The sequence below is a fragment of the Bacillus sp. S2(2019) genome, from assembly GCF_005144805.1.
In the GTDB taxonomy this organism is placed as follows: Bacteria; Bacillota; Bacilli; order Bacillales; family Bacillaceae; genus Bacillus; species Bacillus altitudinis.
In genome coordinates this window covers 238,769-261,520 of sequence record NZ_SWFL01000001.1, presented here as the reverse complement: position 1 = coordinate 261,520, position 22,752 = coordinate 238,769, and the positions used below count along the sequence as shown (strand labels likewise).

The window sequence follows — 22,752 nt, the reverse complement described above, 5'->3', positions numbered from 1 at the left end:
CCATCTCGTGAAGACTATACATATTTCACACCCACATACATTGAATCAAAAGGATCAAGTCCCGTCTGTGATGGCTTTAGGGTATTTTGACGGTGTTCACCTCGGACACCAAAAAGTGATTGATGCAGCGAAAAACATTGCGGAAAAAGAGGGTTTAGCTCTAGCTGTCATGACTTTTCATCCGCATCCATCACATGTTCTGCAAAAAGCACGTGAACCCAAAGACTTAATCACACCGCTTGAGGATAAGATTGATTTTATCGAACAATTAGGTGCTGACTACTTATACATTGTGCAATTCAGCGGAAGCTTTGCAGCACTGTCTCCTCAAGAGTTTGTCGATCAGTATTTGGACGAACTGAATGTGAAGCATGCAGTCGCTGGTTTCGATTTTACATTCGGCCGGTTTGGCGCAGGCACAATGGAAACGTTTGACGAATACGGGAAAGGGCGGATTGCTGCGACCATTGTACCTAAGCTTTCCAACCAAGACCGGAAAGTCAGCTCAACCCTTATACGTTCCGCATTGAAAAATGGAGACGTTGAATATGTGAGTGAGCTTTTAGGCAAACCGTATCAGCTTCGAGGCATTGTGATTCATGGAGATAAACGAGGACGCACGATTGGCTTTCCAACCGCCAATGTTGGTTTATCTGCTGAATACATCATCCCGCCAACAGGCGTATATGCAGTGAGAGCGGAAGTGAAAGGCAAGGTGTATGACGGTGTTTGTAACGTTGGCTACAAACCAACATTTTATGAAAAACGTCCTGATCAGCCTGCGATTGAAGTGAACCTTTTTGATTTTAACGAAGAAATTTATGGTGAACCGATTAAATTACAGTGGTACAAACGGATTCGCAGTGAACAAAAATTTAACGGTATCCAAGAATTAACGGCTCAAATTAGTCAAGATAAAGAAGAAGCGATTCAGTTTTTTCAAAATTATCTTCATTAAACAAAAAAATCGCAGAAAAACCGCTCTATCATTTGCAAAATCGGCATATTTTTAGTATGATAATTCCTGTAGCTTTAAAACCACTTACTTGGCAGGCCGACTTCACCGACGGTTGCGAGGTAGATGGGGCTAACATGATTTGGAGGTGAAACAGGATGGCTATTACTCAAGAGCGTAAAACTCAATTAATTAATGAGTTCAAAACACACGAATCTGATACTGGATCTCCAGAAGTTCAGATCGCTGTCCTAACAGAATCAATTAACAACTTGAACGAGCATTTACGTACTCATAAGAAAGATCACCACTCACGTCGCGGTCTTTTGAAAATGGTAGGTAGACGTCGTAATCTTCTTACGTATCTACGTAATAAAGACGTAACTCGTTACCGTGAGTTAATTAACAAACTAGGCTTACGTCGATAATCGTAAAAAGCGGGAGGATTCCCGCTTTTTTATCGTATAATCACTAATATTTTATGGTTAAAATGTTGAAAGAATGGCAAAAACCCTTCTACATACAGCTTTCACATTGATATGTGAAAATCATTTTGTTCATAATAAGAAATAACCTAAAAACTTTACGACAAGAGAGGAGTTTATCTCAGAATGGGACAAGAGAAACAAGTCTTCACCATAGACTGGGCTGGACGTCAACTGACAGTTGAAACTGGCCAGCTTGCAAAGCAAGCAAACGGAGCGGTTCTCGTACGCTACGGAGATACGGCTGTGCTTAGCTCAGCAACAGCTTCTAAAGAACCAAAACCACTTGATTTTTTCCCGCTCACTGTAAACTACGAAGAAAGATTATATGCAGTTGGTAAAATTCCTGGTGGTTTCATTAAAAGAGAAGGCCGCCCAAGTGAAAAAGCAATCCTTGCGAGCCGCTTAATTGACAGACCGATCCGTCCACTATTTGCAGACGGATTTAGAAATGAAGTACAAGTCATTAGTATTGTCATGAGTGTGGATCAAGATTGTTCATCTGAAATGGCTGCAATGTTTGGCTCATCTTTAGCTTTATGTGTGTCTGACATTCCATTTGAGGGACCAATCGCTGGCGTGACAGTAGGACGAGTAGATGGAAAGCTCATCATCAACCCAAATGTTGAGCAGCTTGAACAAAGCGATATCAACCTTGTTGTAGCTGGAACAAAAGATGCAATCAACATGGTAGAGGCTGGTGCTGATGAAGTACCAGAAGAAACGATGCTTGAAGCCATCATGTATGGCCATCAAGAGATCAAACGCTTAATCGAATTCCAAGAAGAAATTGTGAAAGCTGTCGGTAAAGAAAAAATCGATATTCCTTTATATGAAGTCGATCAAGCATTAGCAGAGGAAGTAAAACAACTTGCTGAAGCGGATTTACTGAAAGCGATTCAAGTACATGAGAAGCATGCTCGTGAAGATGCCATCAGTGCTGTGAAAAAAGCTGTCGTTCAAAAATTTGAAGAAGAAGAGCGTGACGAAGCAACGATTAAACAAGCGAAGGATGTCTTAAATAAGCTTGTGAAAAACGAAGTTCGCCGCCTTATTACTGAAGAGAAAGTACGTCCAGATGGACGCGGCGTCGATCAAATCCGTCCACTTTCTTCAGAAGTAGGACTTCTTCCAAGAACGCACGGTTCAGGATTGTTTACAAGAGGCCAAACACAGGCACTCAGTATTTGTACATTAGGTGCACTTGGTGATGTACAGATTCTTGATGGTCTTGGTGTTGAAGAGTCTAAGCGATTCATGCACCATTATAACTTCCCGCAATTCAGTGTTGGTGAGACCGGCCCAATGCGTGGTCCAGGCCGTCGTGAGATTGGACATGGTGCGCTAGGCGAACGTGCATTAGAGCCAGTCATTCCATCTGAAAAAGATTTCCCTTATACGGTTCGTCTTGTGTCTGAGGTGTTAGAATCAAACGGTTCTACTTCACAAGCAAGTATTTGTGCGAGCACACTTGCGATGATGGATGCAGGTGTTCCAATTAAAGCACCAGTTGCAGGGATTGCAATGGGACTTGTTAAATCTGGTGAATACTACACAGTGCTGACAGACATTCAAGGAATGGAAGATGCACTTGGAGATATGGACTTTAAAGTAGCAGGTACATCTAAAGGTGTAACAGCGCTTCAAATGGACATTAAAATCGATGGTCTATCAAAAGACATTTTAGAAGAAGCACTTCAACAAGCGAAAAAAGGAAGAATGGAAATTTTAGATAGCATGCTGTCAACGATTCCAGCTTCTAGAGGAGAATTGTCACGTTATGCACCAAAAATCTTAACGATGACAATCAATCCAGATAAAATTCGCGATGTCATTGGACCAAGCGGTAAACAAATCAATAAAATCATTGAAGATACCGGTGTGAAAATTGATATTGAACAAGACGGTACAATCTTTATCTCTTCTACTGAAGAAGACATGAACCAAAAAGCGAAGAAAATCATTGAAGATCTTGTCAGAGAAGTTGAAGTTGGCCAACTTTACCTAGGTAAAGTAAAACGAATTGAAAAATTCGGTGCCTTCCTTGAAATCTTCAGCGGCAAAGATGGACTTGTTCATATTTCTGAGCTTGCACTTGAACGTGTTGGGAAAGTAGAAGATGTCGTGAAGATTGGTGACGAGCTACTCGTCAAAGTCACTGAGATCGATAAACAAGGCCGTGTGAACCTTTCTCGTAAAGCTGTTTTACGTGAAGAAAAGGAAAAAGAAGAAAAGCAGTCTTAATGAGAACAAATAAAATGTGTTAGAAGCCAGGTATCCGTGCCAGGCTTCTTTCTTTTCTTGCGCGTAACAATAGTTCTAGCTTGTTTCTCCCCATCATAATTTGTGGTAAAGGGGAGGGACAACCATTGAAAAAAATGATACCATTCTTTGTGTTTGTATTTTTACTGCTCGTGTCATATCAAACGATGAAGCAGCCGGCTGCTGTTACATATATGAATTCAATGAAAGAGCACGCCGAGGTAGCATCTGTTTCAAAAGATATTCTGTATCAAGAGATCGAATCGAAGTCTTCTGACTATGAAGAGAAGCCGCAAAATGCTAAGATTGATAAAGTGTGGAAAAAGATGCCTGGTTTAAATGGACAGACAGTCGATATCGATGCTTCTTACGAAAAAATGAAAAAACAGGGCTCTTTCGATGAAAAGCTGCTTGTTTTTAAAGAAACAAAACCATCTGTCCATTTACATGAACTTGGTGCTGAACCTATCTTCAAGGGACATCCGGACAAAAAGATGAATGCATTCCTGATCAATGTAGCTTGGGGCGACGAGCATTTAACAAAGATGTTGAATACACTAGAAAAGCATCAAGTGAAGGCAACCTTTTTCTTAGAAGGCAAATGGGTGAAAAACAGTCCAGACCTTGCTAAAAAAATCGTGGCAGATGGTCATGAAATTGGAAATCATTCATACAATCACCCGGATATGCGCACACTGACAAGAGAACGAGCATTAGAGCAGATGATAAAAACAAATCGCCAAATTGAAGAATCCCTTGGGAAAAAACCGATATGGTTTGCGCCTCCAAGTGGCAGCTTTAAAGAAGAAACAGTAAAGCTTGCGAAACAAGAAGGAATGGAAACCATTATGTGGACAGTAGACACGATCGACTGGCAAAAACCATCACCAGCTGTATTACAAAAAAGAGTGCTTGGGAAAATTCACAATGGGGCGATGATATTAATGCATCCAACAGACGCAACAGCGAGAAGTCTTGACGCACTTATCATTCAAATCAAAGAAAGAGGATATGAATTAGGAACGGTTTCTGACCTCCTAAGTGAAAAAAGACATCCGTGATGCGATCTGTTTGTTGAATAGGAGGAGCAAAACTTGGTCAAAACGTATACATGCCAAAACGGAGTAAGAATTGTACTTGAAAACAATCCCACTGTAAGGTCTGTCGCAATTGGCGTCTGGATTGGAACAGGTTCTAGACATGAGACACCAGAAGTAAATGGGATCTCACACTTTTTAGAGCATATGTTCTTTAAAGGAACAAAGACGAGATCTGCACGTGATATCGCAGAATCCTTTGACCGCATTGGTGGTCAAGTGAATGCCTTTACGTCAAAAGAATATACTTGCTATTATGCAAAGGTACTTGATTCACATGCTGGGTATGCCCTCGATGTGTTGAGTGACATGTTTTTCAACTCTGCTTTTGACGAAGAAGAGCTGAAGAAAGAAAAAAATGTGGTCTATGAAGAAATTAAAATGTATGAAGATACTCCTGATGACATCGTTCATGATTTGTTAAGCAAAGCCATTTACGGTGATCATTCATTAGGTTATCCGATTTTAGGGACAGAGGAAACACTCTCTACTTTTAACGGTGATTCCCTTCGAAAATATATGGACGAATTCTATACGCCGGATCGCGTCGTCATCTCTGTTGCAGGGAACGTCGATGACACCTTCATTCGTGAGGTCGAAACATTATTTGGCTCGTATGAAGGAAAGGGGAAAAAGCAGCCTGTCGAAGCCCCGCAATTCCACTATGACAAACTGACACGCAAAAAGGAAACAGAACAGGCGCATCTTTGCATGGGCTTTAACGGACTTCCTGCTGGAGATCAGGGCATCTATGACTTAATCGTCTTAAATAATGTTCTAGGCGGTAGCATGAGCAGCCGGTTGTTCCAAGACGTAAGAGAAGATAAAGGACTTGCGTATTCTGTATTCAGCTATCATAGTTCATTTGCAGATAATGGAATGCTGACGATCTATGGTGGAACTGGAGCGAAGCAGCTGAACCTGCTATCTGAAACCATCTTACAAACATTAGACGTCTTAAAACGTGAGGGAATTATGCAGAAAGAACTTGAAAACTCTAAGGAGCAAATGAAAGGCAACCTCATGCTCAGCCTTGAAAGCACAAACAGCAAGATGAGCCGAAATGGTAAAAATGAATTACTCCTTGGCAAACATCGTACGCTTGATGAAATTATTGATGAAATCAATCGCGTCTCATTAGACGGCGTGAACAATTTATCGAAAAGAATCTTTACAGAAGATTATGCGCTCTCGCTTATTAGTCCGACAGGTGATGTACCTTCTGCTTAATCAAAAAAAGGCATGTCTTTTAAAAGAGATGCCTTTTTTTCATGTCTAAAGATTAATCAGCTAACTTGTTTTGCAGCTGATGAACAATTTTATTGATTGTCGAAAAGTGCTCTGTCAATAATTCCTCATCTGCAAATTGAATATCAAAAACCTCTTCTAATTCCAAAATGAGTGAAACTGCTTTTATTGAATCGAGACCGTGATTTGTTAACTCTTCATCTGCACCAATAGAAATCTTGCTATCATCGTCCAAAGAACGCAGGACCAAATCTTTTACTTGACTTGATAGTGAAAGGGCATCCGTCGTTTCATTCATCTGCAACGCTCCTCTTTACAAATTTTCTATTCTTTACATAAATTAACTATATTAGAATGGAAAAACATTGTAAAGCAGTTTCGAGATAAATAGGAATTGTTGATCATTCTCTTCAAATGAAAAATTTGGTAGAGTGAGAAGAAAAGAGACTGGGAAGGATGGATCAATCCATGAATAAAACAGACCTTATGCAGCACATTCCCTTATTAAAAAAAGCGATCTCCATAGACCAGATTGATAAAGGCTATTCTCGAGATGAAAAATGGGTCGTGACGATGTCATCAGATGAAAAGTATGTCCTTCGATTCACTGATCAAGACCAATATGACAAAATAAAGACGCAATTTGAGCTCCTTTCCCAATTAAGACGTCACGGTGTTCAGTGTGCTGATCCAGTGAAAATGGGTGTTCTAGATGAAACACAGCAAGTGTACTATATTTTATCGTTTGTAGAAGGTCAAGAAGCAAAAGAAATCATGAGTCAGTTAACAGAAGAACAGCAGTATGCGATCGGGGTAAGTGCAGGACAGGATTTACGAAACATGCATACATATCCAGCGCCATCACATATAGAACCTTGGGAAGAGCGTGTTGTGAAAAAGCATCATCGATATTTAACTGCTTATCGGGAAAGCGGTATCTCCATAGAAGGGGATGAAAAAGTTGCGCAGTTTATCGCACAGCACATCGATAAGGTGAAGGGAAGGCCTAACCAATTTCAGCACGATGACTTTCATTTAGGGAATATTATTATAAAGAATGATAAATATGCAGGCGTTATTGATTTTAATAATTTTGATTGGGGAGACCCTATTCATGATTTTTATAAAGTAGCTCTTTTCAGTAGAGAAACAAGTGAAGCCTTTGCGGCTGGTCAAATAAATGGGTATTTTGATGGTGAAATACCAGCTGATTTTTGGCAGCTTTACTCTGTATATGTCGCAATGAGCATCTTTTCATCGATTATGTGGGTCATTAAATTTGATCCAGGTCAAATGGATGAGATGATCGAAAGACTAGAAAATGTATTAAAAGATCATGATTATTTTCGTCAAATAGAACCTCATTGGTATACGCGTATCACTAGATAACAGTGAAATATAGGACGATTAGGCGGTGATGGAAGTCACTGCCTTTTCTGTTATAATGATACAAATTACACATTGTCATGAGTAGAAACATTTTATATAATCCATACAAGGATCGAAAAAGTTGTAAAAAAATTCCGTTTTTTGTTGAAAAAGAGCAAAAGGCTGGTGATGGATTGAAACAAATCGACAAAGATTCAAAGCAGTTATGGCGTGTATATTTATGGACACTCTCATTTTTAAAGCCTTATACAGGTAAAGTGATTCTAGTCATTATGAGTGGATTCGTTATTACCTTGAGCGAACTCATTATACCTAAATTTATTCAATATTTTATTGAAACGATTTTGCCAGCAAAAGACTTTTCTAAAATGAATGGATTATTGTTAGGCCTGACTGGCTTGATAGCACTTGGTATTATACTGACAGCTGCACGAAATTTATGGCAAAGAAAATTAATCGAACAAGCCTCAAGAGATTCACAATTTGCTGCCTTCCAGCAAATCCGTCAACTCGGTTTCTCATACTACGAACAACATTCTGTTAGTGAAACACTCTCCTTTGTTAACACACAAACACGAGCTGTACAAGAAATTTACAGACGCTACTTCCCACAATTTATCAATCAGACACTATTTATCGCCATCTCACTATACTTTATGATACAAATTTCTATCTTACTCACTCTCATCATTATTCCAAGTTTTATTCTCTACTATATCTTTGGCCCTTGGCTTGAAAAAAAGGCAACGATCTACGGAAGACAAAGTGCAGAAGGTTTTCGCACGTTGCAAACAAAATTATACGAAAGTCTTGCTTCAATGGAAGAGCTTAGAATTTTAGGTTATATGAAATGGGACATGGAGCGGATTCAAAAGCTGCATGAACAGGTCCGCCAAGATCATGAAAAAAATGTTTTTTTCGCTTACTTACGAGGAAGCAACCGCAGGCTCACTTATTATATTGGCGCTCTAGCTACATTTGCTCTCGGCATCTACCTTGTAAATAATGGCCAGCTGACGACAGGCGGTTTTGTGGCATATATACTATATTATTTTTCAGCAATGCATATGCTTACTTCTATTGTCACACTTCTAACAGAACAACGAATCTTAACCTTTCAAATTGAACCTTTATATCATTTTATGAAAAAAACACCCGATATTAGAGAGCCTCGTCAGCCTATGCTGCTTGATCAAGTCGAAGGCGATATCGTGTTTCATGACGTTGATTTTCATTATCCCAATCATCCTCCTTTATTAAAGGGGATGAATCTACATATTCGGCGTGGTGAAAAAGTGGCGCTTGTCGGTACGAGCGGTGGAGGGAAAACATCGCTTCTTAAATTAATTGGACGCTTTTATGATCCCTCATCTGGGATGATCACACTTGATGGAGTTGATTTGCGCTGTTTACCTACTAGTCAAATAAGAGGTGCGATGGGGTTTGTTTTTCAAGAAACGTTTTTATTTAATATGAGTGTAAAGGACAATATTCGGTTTGGAGATACAAGTCTTTCAGATCAAGAGATTATTGAAGCCGCTAAAAAAGCTGATTGCGACTCATTTATAAGAGAACTAGAAAACGGATACGACACCATACTTGGGGAAAGAGGATTAAAACTATCTGGTGGTCAAAAGCAAAAGATCGCCATTGCCCGGCTATTTGCTAAAAATCCAAGTGTTGCATTACTCGATGAAGCAACAGCATCTCTTGACAGTGTCAGCGAGCAAAAAGTCCAGCAGGCATTACATCAAACTTTTAAGGAATCTACTGTCATTGCAGTCGCACATCGTTTATCTACTGTAAGACATTTTGACAGAATTATTTTGATAGAAGACGGTCGTATGTTAGAAACTGGACATTTTAATGAATTGATGAGAAAAAAGGGACATTTTTATCAATTGGCGTCTGACCGCTCAGAAAAGGAGGCAGGTGTAACATGAGGAAAAATTGGCTGTTTCTTTTGATCACAAAGCAAAAATGGATGCTCATCCTCGCTCTTTTACTCGTTTTGATTGAAGCAGCAGCTAATTTAGCCATGATCGGGCTGCAAAAGTGGCTCATTGACGATGTCCTTTTGAATAGCGGCAATCAACATTTCCCCCATATCTTGATGCTGTTTGCCATCATTTTTCTTGTCTACGTTGTCATGTTTGTCGCCAGTCCATATGTGATGCACAAAAACTACCTTACCATCCACCATTCATTACAAAAAAAGATGTTAGATCAGCTTCAGCAAGTATCGATGAGATCATATAAAATTCATCCAGTTAGTTATTATCTACACAAGCTTAACCAAGATGTAAAGACAGTTGCTGTCACAGCTGCTTTACATATACCGAAGATTGTACAAACCATTTTTATGGCCGTTGTTTTATCGATCATTTTACTATCTGTGAGTCCTGTATTATTTCTCTTGCTTCTTTTTGCAAGTACGTGTTATTTCATTGTCGGTAAAAAAATGGCGAAAACGGCAACAAACATCGCAAAAGAAGTGCAAGAGAGAAAGTCAGATCTATTCGTGCATGTCGAAGAAGGAATTTCTTCTACAAGAGAAGTGGTTGCATTTGATCGACGTAAATGGGAAATCGGTTTGTATGAAAAGCTATTTAACAAGATGATGGATCATGTCATAAAAGAAGGTAAGTTTCAAAATAAGCTTCTATTTTTAACAGAACCATTGAAATGGTTTGGAATACTATCTGTGCTTGTGTTTGGCACATATCAAGTAGCAGCAGGAAACATGTCAATCGGCTTGTTTGTCGTCATTTACCAATATGCTTCTCAATTAATGAAAAGTTATCAGGAGTTATTCCAGTATGTATTTGAATTTTTCCAGCAGCGTGCATCTGTTCATCGAATTGCAGACGTACTGCAAATAGAAAACGAAGAAAAAGGAACGAAGCGAATACATTCTGTGGAAGATGTGGTGTTTGAAGATGTTTGTTTTTCTTATGAACAAACATCTAAAGGGGCTTTAAACGACTTGAATCTTCATATTCAAAAAGGAAAAAAAGTGGCCATTGTTGGAGCGAGCGGCAGCGGGAAATCGACTATCTCAAAGCTGGCACTTGGACTTTATCAACCGGATAGTGGAAACGTTTTAGTAAATGGCGTTGAACGATCAGAGATAGAGCCCTCTCATTTCTTAAAACGAGTAGCCGTTGTCCCGCAAGAACCCTATTTCTTCCCAGACACCATACGCCTCAACCTCATCATGGGGTTAACTGATATTACTGAAGAACAACTTGAACAGGTTTGTGAGATTGCACAAATTCTTCCCTTCATTAAAGGACTTGAAAAAGGATTTGATACAGTCATTGGAGAGAGGGGAATCTCCTTGTCAGGGGGGCAACGACAGCGTTTAGCTATCGCTAGAGCGCTTTTAAAACAGGCTGATTTTCTGATATTAGATGAGGCGACATCGGCCCTTGACCGGCAGACAGAAAGGCAGGTTCAAAAAGGGATAGACGAGGCAAAAGGGGGAAGCACTTTGCTGGTGATTGCACATAGATTATCGACCATACAAAATGCAGATATGATCTATGTACTTGAAGACGGTGCTGTTCAAAGCTGCGGTACTCATGAGGAGCTGATGGAAGCCTCCTCGCATTACCGCTCTTTATTTATGGCGCAGGTCATCACAGCGTCTTAGTCAGTTTGGTGTTGACCAAAGTAAAGAGTCGATCTAAGGTGCGGAAGTGGTCAGGGTGTAATTCTTCGTCTTCAAACGCAATATGAAAGGTGTCCTCTAATGAAATAACAAAAGAGACAATTTGGACAGAATTTAATCCTAAAGCTTTTAAACTATCATCAAGGCCTGGCTGCTCAGTGAGCGACAACTTATTCATCACAAGTTGGACAATTTTTTCTTCAACTTCTGTTCGTGTCAGTTCATTCATGTCGTGGCTCCTTTCTAAAAGATTAATATGTGTTATATTTTGGTGGATGAAGGAGAAAATTGCAATTGTTTTTATCAATCTATCATAAGGGGTGGCATTCATTGTCATATGTAAGCTATCAAAAAAATAATGTTCATGTGGTATTAGGGGCAGATGAATCAGTTCAGAATTTAGTCATCAGTAAAGTACATCCCTATGTTGAGTGCAGCAAAATAACAGACAGACCTGAAGGAGACGTTTGGACGATTTTAACCAGCAAATATGCACAAGACATTCAAACAGAAGTGCCACTTGAAGAAGTCTTTTATCAAACCAAGATGGAACCTCGTTGCCGCTACCTGTATCACGGAGAGAAGAAAGTCGTTGTGATAGATGAACCAAAAGATGTCAGATGGACAGCTCAACACGCACTGCGATTAATAAGAGTACTGCTTCGCCTTTTGTGTTATCAGGATGGACTTGTCTATTTGCATGGCGGCATGATGGAGATGAATCAAAAAGGGATTGCACTAGTAGGCGGATCAAGAGCGGGCAAAACATCCACCATTTTATCCTTGTTATCCTTAACCGATGCAACGTACATCACAAACGATGATATAGGGATTTCATATACGAACAACGAGTACAAAGGAACTGGTTGGCCGAGATCTATGAGTATTCGGAAAGATTCTTTTGAAGCCATTGAAAAGTTTGATACACCATATAGGCTTCAAACATCGAGTCACCCATTTAATGAAGATGATAAGAACTATCATTTCGTCTATCCGGAGGAATTAGAAAAATGGTTTTCACGTGAAGTCAAAACAATGGGGAAAATTGACGTCATGGTGTTTCCGGAGTTTTTACCTCATGGGCAAACGGGCGCCACACTTTCGAAAATCAGTCCACATGAAGCAGGGGAACGTCTAAAGGAGCACACAGTCATCAATCCTGGAAGACATAATGAGTTCCTCTTACCATATTTCACATTACCGACACCCGAAGAGCTAGAACCATTTCTTAAACATCTAGCGGAAAAGATCCCTTGTTATTCATTAAAACAGGCATTTACTTCTTTAGAGAAAGGAACCTTTCTCATTCAAGAGCTTCTTGAACAATCTGATATTGTCGTATAAGACGTTTTGGAGGTGAGTCATGGTTGAACAGGAGTATAAATATTTGTTGTCACAAACAGATTTTCAACATATCTACACCATGTTAAGTCAAAATCATCAACCCACTTATTTAATGAACTTCAATTACTATTATGACACCTCAGATTTTTTATTAAAACGATATGGCTATACCGTACGGATCCGTCAAACCAGCGGCAAACGAACACTTGAGATCAAATGTCCCAGTCAAACGTCTGGTTATAAAAGAGTAAGAGAAGAAAAGTCATTTCCTATTGAGGATCTACCGCAAAAACTAGATGTACAGAACTTCATAACGTCTTTACCTTTTACAATGACTGAACAGCCAGAGTTGTTAGGACTATTGGTTACTGAACGAACTACCTTTTATATCGAGACAGGCATCAAAGTGGATCTGGATCAAAGCAGCTATCTTGGCATCACAGATCATGAATTAGAAATTGAATATGACAGTGAAAAAGCATATGAGGCAGATCAATGGTTTCATAGACTAACAGATGATTTGGACATACCAGTCAATCGAAAAGGGAAACGCTCTCGATTTATCACTCGATTTAAATCACTATACGGGAAGGAGTAATCCACATGCGGGCTGTTTTGGATCAATCCACTCTCTCAAATGAAGAGAGGCTACTATTACTTGGCTCACGTATTCAATTAAATGAAAAAGAAGAAGAGTTGATGAGAGATGTATTAAAAGACGGCATCGATGTACCTCAATTGATTGGACTTGCATCAAGACATAAGGTACTTCAACTGATGACGCCTCATTTGATTCGCCTTGATGATGAAAAAAAAATCACGACAACCTACAAATTTTTACTTCATTATCATTATATCGGGAATCGTCAAAAAAATATGGAGAGATTCAAGGAATTAAAGCGTCTTTTACAAACATTTCGAAAAGCAAAGCTGAAAGCAGTCCCTCTTAAAGGAGCCATTTTAACGCCTCTTGTTTACAAAGATTATGGACTCCGAATGATGTCAGACATTGATTTCTTAATTCATCCAGATGATCGAAAAAGAGCTTCTTCATTGCTCAAGGAGGAAGGGTTTATCATCGGTAAATATGACTGGGCAACCGATCAAGAAATACCGATTTCCCGAGAAGAAGAAATGATGTGGAGAATGAATGCCGGGAATCTTTATTCACATATTAAACGAAGCGGAGAAGACTTTTTGAAGGTTCACCGTGTTGATTTCTCATACGATGTTGAGCTGAAAAAAAACTACGACGCTACAAATGCCTTGCTAGATGCTGCTATAGAAAAGTCATTTTTGCAAACGGATACTTATATGCTTGAACCTTTAGATTTTCTCATTCATCTTGCTTTCCATTTATACAAGGAAGCAACAAATGTACAGTATGTCTATTTACATGCAGATCTCAATTTGATTAAGTTTTGCGATGTAAGGGAGTACGTCAAGTTTGCTGAAGAGCAAAACCAACTTGATTGGCATGCTTTGCAAGCAAGAGCGAAGGAATTAGGGGCCGAGAAAGCACTTTTTTACACGTTTACGTTTGTAGATTTATTGTATCAAACGAACTATATCGATCAATTGCAGCAGTTAGACATGAGTGACCAATCGTTCTTAGAAGCCTATGGAGAAAATGATTTCGGTTCTTCGAAAATGTGGAAGAAATCTTTTGTTGAGCGTTTTTTCAGCTTGGATAATCGTGATGAGCTTGAAGAGGAGCCTGTCGTACAGCTGTTCCCTGAAAGGCAGTAGCAAAATGAAGAGGAGGATTCTATATGGAGATAAAAGCGCTTTTTGACAAGCCAAAGAACGATTTTCCTTATGAAAAATCATTTGTGTTTGCAGGTATTCATTTTAACATTTTATCCACCGAATCGCTGGCAATTGAAGATATCGAACATTATATCCCGAAAGAACCAGACAGTGTGGGGGATATGCCTTCACAGATTGATATACGGTTCATCATTGATCCTGAGCTTGAACAGTCCGTTCGCAATGCGTGCTTTCAAAAGGGTGAAACGATTACAGCAAAAAGGAAGTTTACTTACAAACGATTGAAATTAGACGATCAAGTATTGTTTGCCTCGCATGAAGGTGACGAGCCGCACAGTGTGGCGGTCTATAAAGGGCGTTATGCTGTAATTGGAAAAAACAATAATGAATCTGCGATACGCTGTCCATTGCGAATCGTTCGAGAAATTGCCCTTAGAACATTAGAAAACCAAGGTGGATGCTTTACGCATGCAGCGGCTGTTTCTTTTGAAGATGGCCAAAAAGGAGCGCTCATTATTGGCGATAAAGGTGCCGGGAAGTCAACCACTATGTGGCAGTTTTTGCATCATGGAGGAGCAGGTTTCATCACAAACGATCGTTCCATTTCAGTGCTTGAAGATCAGGAACTTACTGTGTATGGATGGCCGATGTGCTTGGCGCTTGGAGTAGGAACCGTCCAAGCCACAACAAATATACAGGAACTGAAAAACAAAAAATTCAGCCGGTCTCAAGATAAAAGAATATGGGATGAAACCATATCAACAGAGGAAGAGGCAAAAGAAAAATGGGCGAGCGGCTGTAAGTTTGAAATTACACCAAAAGAAGCTGCTGACATGACAGGAACAACGATTCGGAGCTCTACGAAGGTAAATATGGTGATTTTCCCTTCACTCAAAATAGGATCAGGTGAAATCAGGCTTGTACCAGTAAAAAAAGATGATCAGAGAGCAAAAGATATCATGGTCGCCAATATAAGAGAACCAGAAGATCCTGACTATTTAAAAGGCTGGCTCGGCCTTCGACACGTGTCAGATACCTTTCTTGAACAAAAGGCATCTGAGCTGATCCATCATTTATTCAATATGCCATGTTTTTATTTAGAGGGTGATCCAAGGTATTTGCAGGACGCGATTCCAGATCTATTAAACAAAAAAGTGAGTTCCATTTAAAGAGACGATTGTCTAAACATTCGTTTGAGCCGGTCTTCACGCTTTTTTATCTGTTCGTGATCTGCTGGCAGCAAGATTTGAAAGAGCATGTCGGCAATCGGCCGAGCGAGCCTTTCGTCAGAGTTTAAGAGAATACAAACACCTAATTTACGCTTTGGAATGAAGCCAATATAGGAGGTGAAGCCTTTAATTTCTCCGCTATGTTCAGCTAAGGTGAATCCGTTAAAAGGTCTCAAAAACCATGAAAGACCAACACCTCTAGTGAAATCTTCTTCAACCATAACGGGGCTTTGCATTTCTTTTAGCGAATGCTGATGAAGCAGACGGTTTCCGTCGTATTGAGCTTGAATGAATCGAATCAAATCATCTGCTGTAGAGAATAGTCCGCTTGAACCGTCCTCCCAAGATGGTGTTTCAGCACTTGGATAGGATATGCCGGAAAGACCAGAGGAAGAAAGGGTATACCCTTTGGCTGTCGATGCAGTTTCAATAAATCCAGTTTGCTGCAAATCGAGCGGTTCTAGTATGTGGGTATGCACTAATTCTCTAAATGGCTGTTGGCTCACTTTTTCTAGTACTTTACTTAAGATTGAATAGCCAAGACTGGAATAATTGATGATAGACCAAGGCGGTGTAAAAATAGTCAGGACTTCCATGCACTGAGCTAATGTCATATCTCGCAGATGAGTTGCTTTATCGAGTGTTTTAGGCAGGCCTGAGATATGAGAGGCAATCATTCGGAAAGTGAGTGGAATTGGTTCAGACATGTGACTTTTTATGAAAGAAAGTAAAGGTTCGTAAGTATGAAGAGGCTCATCGAGTTGAATTAATCCTTCCTCTCGCATTTTCATCATGACCATTGCAGTAAAAGGCTTAGTCACAGAACCAATTCGAAAGGTTGTGTCTTTTGTAACAGGGGTGCCGCTTTCAATATCAGCGAGGCCCTCATGCCACGACCAAATGTGCTTATCTTCATGAGAAATACAAATAGAGCAGCCAGGGATTTGATGTTGATTCAATAACTTCTTCATGTCAGTGGTTGTATCTTGCAAGCGTTGTAGGATCGATTCATTGATCAAAATAGACACCTCTTTCATACAGAATATATATATATTACCAAATGTTTCGTGTTGTTTTAAGGTAAAGGATCAATATTTTTATATTTTAAAAGAGAGCGGGCGATTGATAATGAAAACAATTCAAAAAACCATTCTTGATATTTTAAAAGGCGATGGCCAGGATATCGAACAAATTCCATATGAGCTTGTAGAACGTAAAGGAGTAGGGCATCCAGATACGATGTGTGACGCCATCGCAGAAAGAGCTTCTCAATACTATTCTCAATATTGCATGGAACATTTCGGCAGAGTAGCACACCACTGGTTTGACAAAGTCATGCTTCTTGGCGGAGATGCTGATGTAACGTACGGAAAAGGAACAATGGTCAAACCTTATCAAGTTGTGTTTGCTGGAAAAGGGGCATACGCATACGGTGATGAGCCGATTCCTCTTAAAAAGATTCTTTTCGATGCAGCCAAAGATGTGTTATCAGAGGTGACGACCGGATTTGATGCTAACGAACATCTCGTCATTGACTGCCGGATTGTTGATCATCAAGGGGCTGGCCGTAAAAATTCAAGATATCGTCCGATGGTTGAAACAGACATGATCGAGATTGGTGATCCAAAGCTTGTTTCAAATGACTGTAATTTACTGCATGCTCATGCCCCGTTAAGCCGTCTTGAGAAGCTAGTTCTCTATACAGAGCGTTATGTGAATGGACCAGAATTTAAAAAGGTGAACCCAGATACCGGCTGGGATGTGAAAATATTTGGAAGCAGACGTCATGAAGATTTCAAACTCATAGTAAACATGCCTTTTCTAGCAAAAGATATTCATAGTCTTGAGGAATATTTTGCCCGTAAAAAAGAATGTCAGGATCAAATCGCACGCTATATTCATGAAACGTTAGGACTTACCCCTGATCTTATGCTGAACGCAACAGATCGCAATGGTCGCCCGTACTTAACAGCACTTGGTTCTGTAGCAGATACAGGCGATGTAGGTGTTGTTGGAAGAGGAAATCGATTAAATGGATTGATCACCCCAATGCGGTCTATGAGTATTGAAGCGCCGGCTGGTAAAAACCCGCTTGATCATACAGGGAAATTGTATGGAGTGCTCGCACAACGATTGGCAGATCAAATTTTTGAGACCATTCAAAAGCCAACAGAAGTGCATATCTTTACTTCAAAAGAAGCACCGCTCCACAACCCTGATGAAATTGCCGTCCGTATTGAACAGTGGGATGGAAATGAAGTGGATAGAAAGAGAATTGAAGACATTGTCATGAATGCGGTTCATTCGATGGGCGATGTGACAAAAGATTTAATTTTTAAAGGCGTGACAATGTGGTAATAAGGATGAAAGAAAAAGTCATTGATGCCGTTCATGCTTGTATTCATACAAAAGAACCCATGGCAGTGACCATTCATCCATATGAAATTGAAAAACACCAACAATTGAATCAACATCATCTTCTATTGATGCTAAAGCCTGAATTAACCAGTATTCACAAAGGTGTACAGCTTGATCGAATACTAGATGAACTTCTCCTACGCTTAGATAATCATGATATAGAAATAGGAGCCGTGCGCGTTATATCATCCTTATATTTGAAAGAAAAGAAAATAATAGAAAAACAATATGGGATGCTGAACAAAATCTCTAAAAACGGTCTGAGTGAATTGTCAGATACGGGAAAAAAGATGCTGTTCTTTAAATATCCAGAGTTTAAACAGAAGGAACATTTCATATATGGAGGCCATCAATTTTTACAAAAGTACGAAGAGCTTACGTCATATGGTTTAGAGCTTCTGACACGGAACATGAAGGTGGACAAGCTAGGTGCGGGCACATACGCCATAAAGGCCGAGGTGGATGGAGAACAGATGCTTCTGCTCAATTCATTCCACCCTTGTCAAATTGAGTGGTTCACTGCACCTGCAAAGTCTATTATCGTCATGGAATGTTTTTCAAAGAAGCCTATGAGGATGTTAAGAGAAGATTTTATCGGTGCAACGGACCCTAAAGAGGCAAAAGCAGGTTCTTTTAAACACATGCTGCTGTCGGAGCAAAAGCGGTTTGGTTTAACGAACGTGTGTACTCGATTTAATGGCATTCACCTGTCACCAGGACCTGTAGAAGCAATGGCGGGAATGATTCACTATTTTCATACACCTGAAACAAGGCTGACTCCCGCACATACACTTTTTGGCCAGTTGTTAAAGAAAAATGGCTTTTCGGATGAATCACTAGATCTGTTATGTGAAGATGTGTCCATTCATTCAAGCGAAGTGCCAGTTTTTGAATTAACTGAAAACCTCAATTGGGATGAATCATTAAATCTGTTAACAAAAGTGAGAAACGACATTCAAAAGCATGAACGTGTTCTGTAACAGGGGGGAACCACTTGAATAATGAAGGAGCTAGCCAGCGAATATGGATTGTTGGTCCACCTGGATCTGGAAAAACGACCCTTGCCCATCACTTGAAACAGGAATTCATGTTACCTCACTATGAGCTCGATGCCCTATTTTGGCAAGCGAACTGGAAAAAAACAGATCGGAAGTTGTTTATCGATAACGTCCATGAAGTTGTTAAACAAAAGAAATGGGTGATTGATGGTCAATATTCATCTGTTCACCATATCTTGACTGAATATGCTGATACGATCATATGGCTTGATGTGAAGAGAAGGAAGACATTCCCCCGTCTCATGAAAAGGACGTTCAAGCGGCTCATGACAAGGGAAAAACTTTGGAATGGAAATAAGGAGCGACTAGGTAATGCGCTCCAATTTTTCTCATATGCCTTTCATGTGTATCCAGAGGTGCTCCATCAAAACGAGAAGCTTTTTCATAAATTAAAAAAAGAATCACGTGTGAAATGCCTGCGCATAGACAAGCAGGAAGCAGCAGATCTGGTACTTAGGAAAATCAAAAACCTTGAGAAAAAGGGGTGAGGACATGTTGAAATCTGATGATGCTGATAATGTCCTGAAATATTGGTTTTCGGAACAGCCAATCCGCTTAACACCTTTAAACGGAAGAAGCCCTAATGAAGGCTGGCTTGTAGAGGATGCTAAAAACCGCTTTGTCTTAAAAAAATGTGCGAGAAATCATGATGCAAAGTGGCTTCAATATTTAGAAGATTTAACAGATGCTTTGCTTGATCATGGTTTCCCGATTCAACCAATGATAGAGGCTGAGAACGGTCGTAAAACCATTTTATTCAAAGAACATTTTTGGCAGTTGCGGCCCTATTTTGAAGGAAGGCCATATGAAATGGGAAACCGTTCAGATGAACAAGAAGCCATTCGGGTATTAAGACAACTTCATTCATTAAAGAACTTACCGAAAGGGCCTGTGAACCCAAACTGTGAATTGAAAAACTGGATAACTTCACCGGACGAAACACTGGATAAGACGGCAAGTGTATTAAAGAAAGTCGTTTCTTCTAAAAAGGCTGCTTCTTTGCTTAAAGTGTATGAACAGGAGCTGATGAATGTACTCACGCTGCTAAATCCCAGTCTGTATGAGGCATTACCTCATGCTGTCACACATGGTGATTTTCATTCTGGCAACCTGCTCATCCGTCATAAGAAGCTCGCCATGGTTCTTGATTTCGATACAGCAGGTTATAGACCCCGAGTCTATGATGCAGCCATATCTGCTTTTTTGTTAACGAGAATCAAGCGGGGAACATTTCAACTAGACATTGTGAAAACGATTCAATTTTTAAAAGCATATGCCAATGACTTATCTGAAAACGAGTGGCGTTCTATATCTGGTTTTATTAGACTTTTATATATTCCGACAGGGCGGTATTTAACCCTTCTGCATACTTACACACCTCACTTATTGAACTGGTATATTGATTGGTCCTTGGAAGCGCTAGAATCTGCATCAAGCCAGCTGAAAGAAGAGTGGTATCTCCAAAAGGAGATGAGGATATGAAGGTTGCTGTTGTCACTGGTGGAAATAGAGGCATTGGTAAAGAAGTGTGCAGACAGCTTGCGCAAGATGGCATGCTTGTCATTTTAACAGCACGGCAGATTGAAAATGCTGAATTAGCTGCTTCTGATATAAATGAGCAGGTTGTGCCATACCAGCTAGATGTGACAAACGAAGAATCGGTTGAACGTTTGTCTGCATTTATGAAGGATTCGTACGGGAGAGTGGATGTGCTGATTAATAATGCGGGAGTCTTTCTTGACAACATAATGGATGACACCTTTCCATCTTTTTTAGATCTTCCTGTATCGACACTAGAAGAAACGATGAATGTCAATGTGTATGGCGCAGCTAGAATGACCAAGGCGGTTTTCCCTTACATGAAAGAGGCTGGATATGGACGAATCGTCAATGTATCTAGCGGCATGGGAAGGCTCTCCGCCATCTCCGCTTCAAACGATGTTAGGCGTGACGGAAAAAGCGGTCCTTACTACAGGATGTCAAAAGCGGCTTTGCACGTTCTGACAAAAGTCACGGCTTTAGAGGGGGCGCCATTTTCTATTCTTGCGAATGCGGTGTGTCCTGGCTGGGTACAAACGGACATGGGGACATCAGAGGCTGTTAAAACTGTACAGGAAGGTGCATCAGGAATCGTATGGGCGGCACAGCTTCCCCGAGATGGACCAACAGGAGAGCTACTAAGAGACGGTAAAAGACTTCAGTGGTAAGAGGAGGCAGCTACATGCGAGGAATGAAAGAAAAGACAGTGATTGTGACAGGCGGTGCGCAGGGGATTGGATATGCGGTCGCAGAACGAGCAGCACAAGAAGGTGCGCAAGTCGTCATTGCTGATCACCATGTAGATTACGGACTAGCAGCAGAAAAACAGCTCAAAGAAAACGGATATGATGTGTTGTTTATAGAAGCTGATATTGCTGATGAGGCAGCCATTGTCTTAATGGTAGAAAGAACAGTCGATCATTTTGGGAAAATTGACATGCTTGTGAATTGTGCAGCCGTTTTTATCATGCGTGGCCTTGAAGCTACTGTTGAAGAATGGCGGCGCATCATGGACTTAAATATTATGGGGCAAGCCTTATGTGTCAAACACACGTCACCTTACATGGAGAAAATAGGAAAAGGGTCCGTTGTAAATATTGCATCCATTTCAGGTCATATTGCCCAGCCGAAATATTTAACATACAACGCGACAAAAGCAGCTGTTGTGAATATGACGCGATGCATGGCAATGGATTTGGCGGATGCAGGTATTCGTGTGAATGCAGTGAATCCCGGTACGGTGTGGAACAAAAATAACGAACGATTTCACTTGGAAGAACTTGGGTTGACAAGAGATCAAGCAAATCAGCACCCTGATATTGGAGGGATGCACATGTTAAAACGAACAGCTGATCCAGAAGAGATCGCATCTGCTGTCATCTTTCTTCTCTCTGATGAAGCGAGTTTTATCACAGGAGAAAATTTAATGGTTGACGGCGGCTATACTGCCATGTAGAGGAGTAAACATTTTGATGAAATTTGATCTGCACACACATCATCAGCGCTGTGGTCATGCGGAGGGAAACATCAGAGAATATATCGATGAGGCTGTCAAATTAGGCCTAGAATGTATCGGAATATCGGATCACTCCCCGTTTTTTGGTGAAGAGGCTGATCATTTTAAACCATGGGTAGCGATGGCGAAGAGTGAATTTCAATCATATGTAGAGGAAGTCCTGCAATTGAAAAAGGAATATGAGGGGAAAATTCACGTGCTATTAGGTGTTGAATCTGACTATTTTCCAGAACACGAAGCCCTCTACCAAGACGTGTATCGACATTATCCATTTGATTATATCATTGGCTCGGTTCATGTCAGTAATGGATACGATCTATTCAACCGGAAACGCTGGGAACGAATCACAGAGAAACAAGCAATCATTGAAAAAGAGACGTATTACCAGTTGATTAAGATGTCTGCTGAGAGTCAAATGTTCGACATTTTAGGTCATATTGACGCCTTAAAAGGTTTTTATCCAGAAATTGCTCATCTCAAAACAGAAGCTGTCGATGATGCGCTAAAAGTCATTGCGGAGAGTGGTTCTGTGATTGAAGTGAATACCTCTGGCAAAACAAAAGACTGCGGCGGCTGGTATCCATCAATGGATCTATTAGAGCGAGCCAAATTTTATGGTGTGGATGTCACGTTTGGCTCAGATGCTCATCAGCCCGCCCGCGTGGCAGATGATTGGCTGAAAGTGAAACAAACGCTGAAGGAATTAGGTTACAAGGAATGGTGTATTTTTCAATCTCGTCAAAAGCGAAAATTGGCTCTATAAATTCAT

General features: G+C 40.3%; 22 protein-coding genes. 19 read left to right on the top strand and 3 right to left on the bottom strand.

The annotated features are described in order from the left end of the window. Positions 1-7: 7 nt before the first annotated feature. The 5 genes from ribF to FBF75_RS01275 all read left to right on the top strand — a co-directional run bounded on the left by ribF (position 8) and on the right by FBF75_RS01275 (position 6,029). Complete coding sequence (gene ribF / locus FBF75_RS01295; RefSeq protein WP_136944382.1) at positions 8-958, top strand: bifunctional riboflavin kinase/FAD synthetase; 951 nt, start codon at positions 8-10, stop codon at positions 956-958. Between the two features lie 155 nt (positions 959-1,113). Further along, complete coding sequence (rpsO, locus tag FBF75_RS01290) at positions 1,114-1,383, top strand: 30S ribosomal protein S15 (RefSeq protein ID WP_008354438.1); 270 nt, start codon at positions 1,114-1,116, stop codon at positions 1,381-1,383. Positions 1,384-1,566: 183 nt separating this feature from the next. Continuing rightward, positions 1,567-3,684 (top strand): polyribonucleotide nucleotidyltransferase, encoded by a 2,118-nt coding sequence (pnp, locus tag FBF75_RS01285; RefSeq protein WP_007499522.1) that lies wholly within the window; start codon positions 1,567-1,569, stop codon positions 3,682-3,684. Between the two features lie 134 nt (positions 3,685-3,818). Beyond that, entirely contained in the window at positions 3,819-4,763 is a 945-nt protein-coding gene (locus FBF75_RS01280; protein ID WP_240692311.1) for a polysaccharide deacetylase family protein, read from the top strand. Between the two features lie 33 nt (positions 4,764-4,796). After that, positions 4,797-6,029, top strand: a complete 1,233-nt coding sequence (locus FBF75_RS01275) for a M16 family metallopeptidase (RefSeq protein WP_136944380.1) — start codon at positions 4,797-4,799, stop codon at positions 6,027-6,029. A 52-nt stretch (positions 6,030-6,081) separates the two neighbouring features. Here the strand turns inward: FBF75_RS01275 and FBF75_RS01270 are convergent, their stop codons facing one another. Next, entirely contained in the window at positions 6,082-6,345 is a 264-nt protein-coding gene (locus FBF75_RS01270; RefSeq protein WP_052463354.1) for an acyl carrier protein, read from the bottom strand. A 170-nt stretch (positions 6,346-6,515) separates the two neighbouring features. On the opposite strand from FBF75_RS01270, the gene FBF75_RS01265 reads away from it, so the two are divergent. The 3 genes from FBF75_RS01265 to FBF75_RS01255 all read left to right on the top strand — a co-directional run bounded on the left by FBF75_RS01265 (position 6,516) and on the right by FBF75_RS01255 (position 11,091). Beyond that, positions 6,516-7,436, top strand: coding sequence for an aminoglycoside phosphotransferase family protein (locus tag FBF75_RS01265; protein WP_240692306.1), 921 nt, complete (start codon positions 6,516-6,518; stop codon positions 7,434-7,436). A gap of 173 nt (positions 7,437-7,609) precedes the next feature. Beyond that, positions 7,610-9,379, top strand: a complete 1,770-nt coding sequence (locus FBF75_RS01260; protein WP_167403849.1) for an ABC transporter ATP-binding protein — start codon at positions 7,610-7,612, stop codon at positions 9,377-9,379. Further along, on the top strand, positions 9,376-11,091 hold the full coding sequence (locus tag FBF75_RS01255; RefSeq protein ID WP_136944378.1) for an ABC transporter ATP-binding protein: 1,716 nt from the start codon (positions 9,376-9,378) through the stop codon (positions 11,089-11,091). The genes FBF75_RS01260 and FBF75_RS01255 overlap by 4 nt, the downstream gene beginning before the upstream one ends. On the opposite strand, the gene FBF75_RS01250 is transcribed toward FBF75_RS01255, so the two are convergent. Then, on the bottom strand, positions 11,078-11,338 hold the full coding sequence (locus FBF75_RS01250) for an acyl carrier protein (protein ID WP_041090484.1): 261 nt from the start codon (positions 11,336-11,338) through the stop codon (positions 11,078-11,080). The two genes, FBF75_RS01255 and FBF75_RS01250, sit on opposite strands and share 14 nt — an antisense overlap. A 101-nt stretch (positions 11,339-11,439) precedes the next feature. Here FBF75_RS01250 and FBF75_RS01245 point away from each other — a divergent pair, with 101 nt between their 5' ends. From FBF75_RS01245 to FBF75_RS01230, 4 genes are read left to right on the top strand one after another with little or no spacing between them, the layout of a single operon-like run. Further along, positions 11,440-12,453 carry a hypothetical protein gene (locus tag FBF75_RS01245; protein WP_136944377.1) on the top strand — a complete coding sequence of 338 codons (1,014 nt, stop codon included), beginning with the start codon at positions 11,440-11,442 and terminating at the stop codon, positions 12,451-12,453. A 19-nt stretch (positions 12,454-12,472) separates the two neighbouring features. Next, entirely contained in the window at positions 12,473-13,051 is a 579-nt protein-coding gene (locus FBF75_RS01240) for a CYTH domain-containing protein (protein WP_136944376.1), read from the top strand. Between the two features lie 5 nt (positions 13,052-13,056). Beyond that, positions 13,057-14,202 carry a nucleotidyltransferase domain-containing protein gene (locus FBF75_RS01235; RefSeq protein ID WP_136944375.1) on the top strand — a complete coding sequence of 382 codons (1,146 nt, stop codon included), beginning with the start codon at positions 13,057-13,059 and terminating at the stop codon, positions 14,200-14,202. Between the two features lie 23 nt (positions 14,203-14,225). Beyond that, complete coding sequence (locus FBF75_RS01230; protein ID WP_136944374.1) at positions 14,226-15,392, top strand: phosphoenolpyruvate carboxykinase (ATP); 1,167 nt, start codon at positions 14,226-14,228, stop codon at positions 15,390-15,392. On the opposite strand, the gene FBF75_RS01225 is transcribed toward FBF75_RS01230, so the two are convergent. Then, positions 15,389-16,471, bottom strand: a complete 1,083-nt coding sequence (locus FBF75_RS01225; protein WP_167403850.1) for a serine hydrolase domain-containing protein — start codon at positions 16,469-16,471, stop codon at positions 15,389-15,391. The two genes, FBF75_RS01230 and FBF75_RS01225, sit on opposite strands and share 4 nt — an antisense overlap. Before the next feature lie 109 nt (positions 16,472-16,580). Between FBF75_RS01225 and FBF75_RS01220 the strand changes: the two genes are divergently transcribed. The 7 genes from FBF75_RS01220 to FBF75_RS01190 are packed head-to-tail and all read left to right on the top strand — an operon-like array spanning position 16,581 to position 22,746. Next, the gene (locus FBF75_RS01220) at positions 16,581-17,810 is read left to right on the top strand and encodes a methionine adenosyltransferase (RefSeq protein WP_136944372.1); all 1,230 of its coding nucleotides are present in this window, start codon (positions 16,581-16,583) and stop codon (positions 17,808-17,810) included. Between the two features lie 5 nt (positions 17,811-17,815). Continuing rightward, a complete protein-coding gene (locus tag FBF75_RS01215) occupies positions 17,816-18,850 on the top strand; it encodes a hypothetical protein (RefSeq protein ID WP_136944371.1) in 1,035 nt (344 codons plus the stop codon). A gap of 14 nt (positions 18,851-18,864) precedes the next feature. Further along, positions 18,865-19,416: a P-loop NTPase family protein gene (locus FBF75_RS01210; RefSeq protein WP_052472184.1), complete on the top strand. Its 552-nt coding sequence runs from the start codon at positions 18,865-18,867 to the stop codon at positions 19,414-19,416. Between the two features lie 4 nt (positions 19,417-19,420). Further along, positions 19,421-20,410, top strand: a complete 990-nt coding sequence (locus FBF75_RS01205) for a phosphotransferase enzyme family protein (protein ID WP_136944370.1) — start codon at positions 19,421-19,423, stop codon at positions 20,408-20,410. Continuing rightward, the gene (locus FBF75_RS01200) at positions 20,407-21,135 is read left to right on the top strand and encodes an SDR family NAD(P)-dependent oxidoreductase (protein ID WP_136944369.1); all 729 of its coding nucleotides are present in this window, start codon (positions 20,407-20,409) and stop codon (positions 21,133-21,135) included. The genes FBF75_RS01205 and FBF75_RS01200 overlap by 4 nt, the downstream gene beginning before the upstream one ends. 14 nt (positions 21,136-21,149) lie before the next feature. Beyond that, on the top strand, positions 21,150-21,923 hold the full coding sequence (locus FBF75_RS01195) for an SDR family NAD(P)-dependent oxidoreductase (RefSeq protein WP_136944368.1): 774 nt from the start codon (positions 21,150-21,152) through the stop codon (positions 21,921-21,923). A 16-nt stretch (positions 21,924-21,939) separates the two neighbouring features. Beyond that, positions 21,940-22,746 (top strand): histidinol-phosphatase, encoded by an 807-nt coding sequence (locus FBF75_RS01190; RefSeq protein ID WP_136944367.1) that lies wholly within the window; start codon positions 21,940-21,942, stop codon positions 22,744-22,746. The last annotated feature ends 6 nt before the right edge of the window (positions 22,747-22,752 follow it).

Coding starts and splice junctions, on each gene's coding strand:
- FBF75_RS01205 (WP_136944370.1), top strand. CDS start 19,421: ATGTTGAAATCTGATGATGCTGATAATGTCCTGAAATATTGGTTTTCG.
- FBF75_RS01215 (WP_136944371.1), top strand. CDS start 17,816: ATGAAAGAAAAAGTCATTGATGCCGTTCATGCTTGTATTCATACAAAA.
- FBF75_RS01230 (WP_136944374.1), top strand. CDS start 14,226: ATGGAGATAAAAGCGCTTTTTGACAAGCCAAAGAACGATTTTCCTTAT.
- FBF75_RS01250 (WP_041090484.1), bottom strand. CDS start 11,338: ATGAATGAACTGACACGAACAGAAGTTGAAGAAAAAATTGTCCAACTT.
- FBF75_RS01190 (WP_136944367.1), top strand. CDS start 21,940: ATGAAATTTGATCTGCACACACATCATCAGCGCTGTGGTCATGCGGAG.
- FBF75_RS01255 (WP_136944378.1), top strand. CDS start 9,376: ATGAGGAAAAATTGGCTGTTTCTTTTGATCACAAAGCAAAAATGGATG.
- FBF75_RS01265 (WP_240692306.1), top strand. CDS start 6,516: ATGAATAAAACAGACCTTATGCAGCACATTCCCTTATTAAAAAAAGCG.
- FBF75_RS01240 (WP_136944376.1), top strand. CDS start 12,473: ATGGTTGAACAGGAGTATAAATATTTGTTGTCACAAACAGATTTTCAA.
- FBF75_RS01270 (WP_052463354.1), bottom strand. CDS start 6,345: ATGAATGAAACGACGGATGCCCTTTCACTATCAAGTCAAGTAAAAGAT.
- FBF75_RS01235 (WP_136944375.1), top strand. CDS start 13,057: ATGCGGGCTGTTTTGGATCAATCCACTCTCTCAAATGAAGAGAGGCTA.
- FBF75_RS01220 (WP_136944372.1), top strand. CDS start 16,581: ATGAAAACAATTCAAAAAACCATTCTTGATATTTTAAAAGGCGATGGC.
- pnp (WP_007499522.1), top strand. CDS start 1,567: ATGGGACAAGAGAAACAAGTCTTCACCATAGACTGGGCTGGACGTCAA.
- rpsO (WP_008354438.1), top strand. CDS start 1,114: ATGGCTATTACTCAAGAGCGTAAAACTCAATTAATTAATGAGTTCAAA.
- FBF75_RS01280 (WP_240692311.1), top strand. CDS start 3,819: ATGATACCATTCTTTGTGTTTGTATTTTTACTGCTCGTGTCATATCAA.
- FBF75_RS01200 (WP_136944369.1), top strand. CDS start 20,407: ATGAAGGTTGCTGTTGTCACTGGTGGAAATAGAGGCATTGGTAAAGAA.
- FBF75_RS01195 (WP_136944368.1), top strand. CDS start 21,150: ATGCGAGGAATGAAAGAAAAGACAGTGATTGTGACAGGCGGTGCGCAG.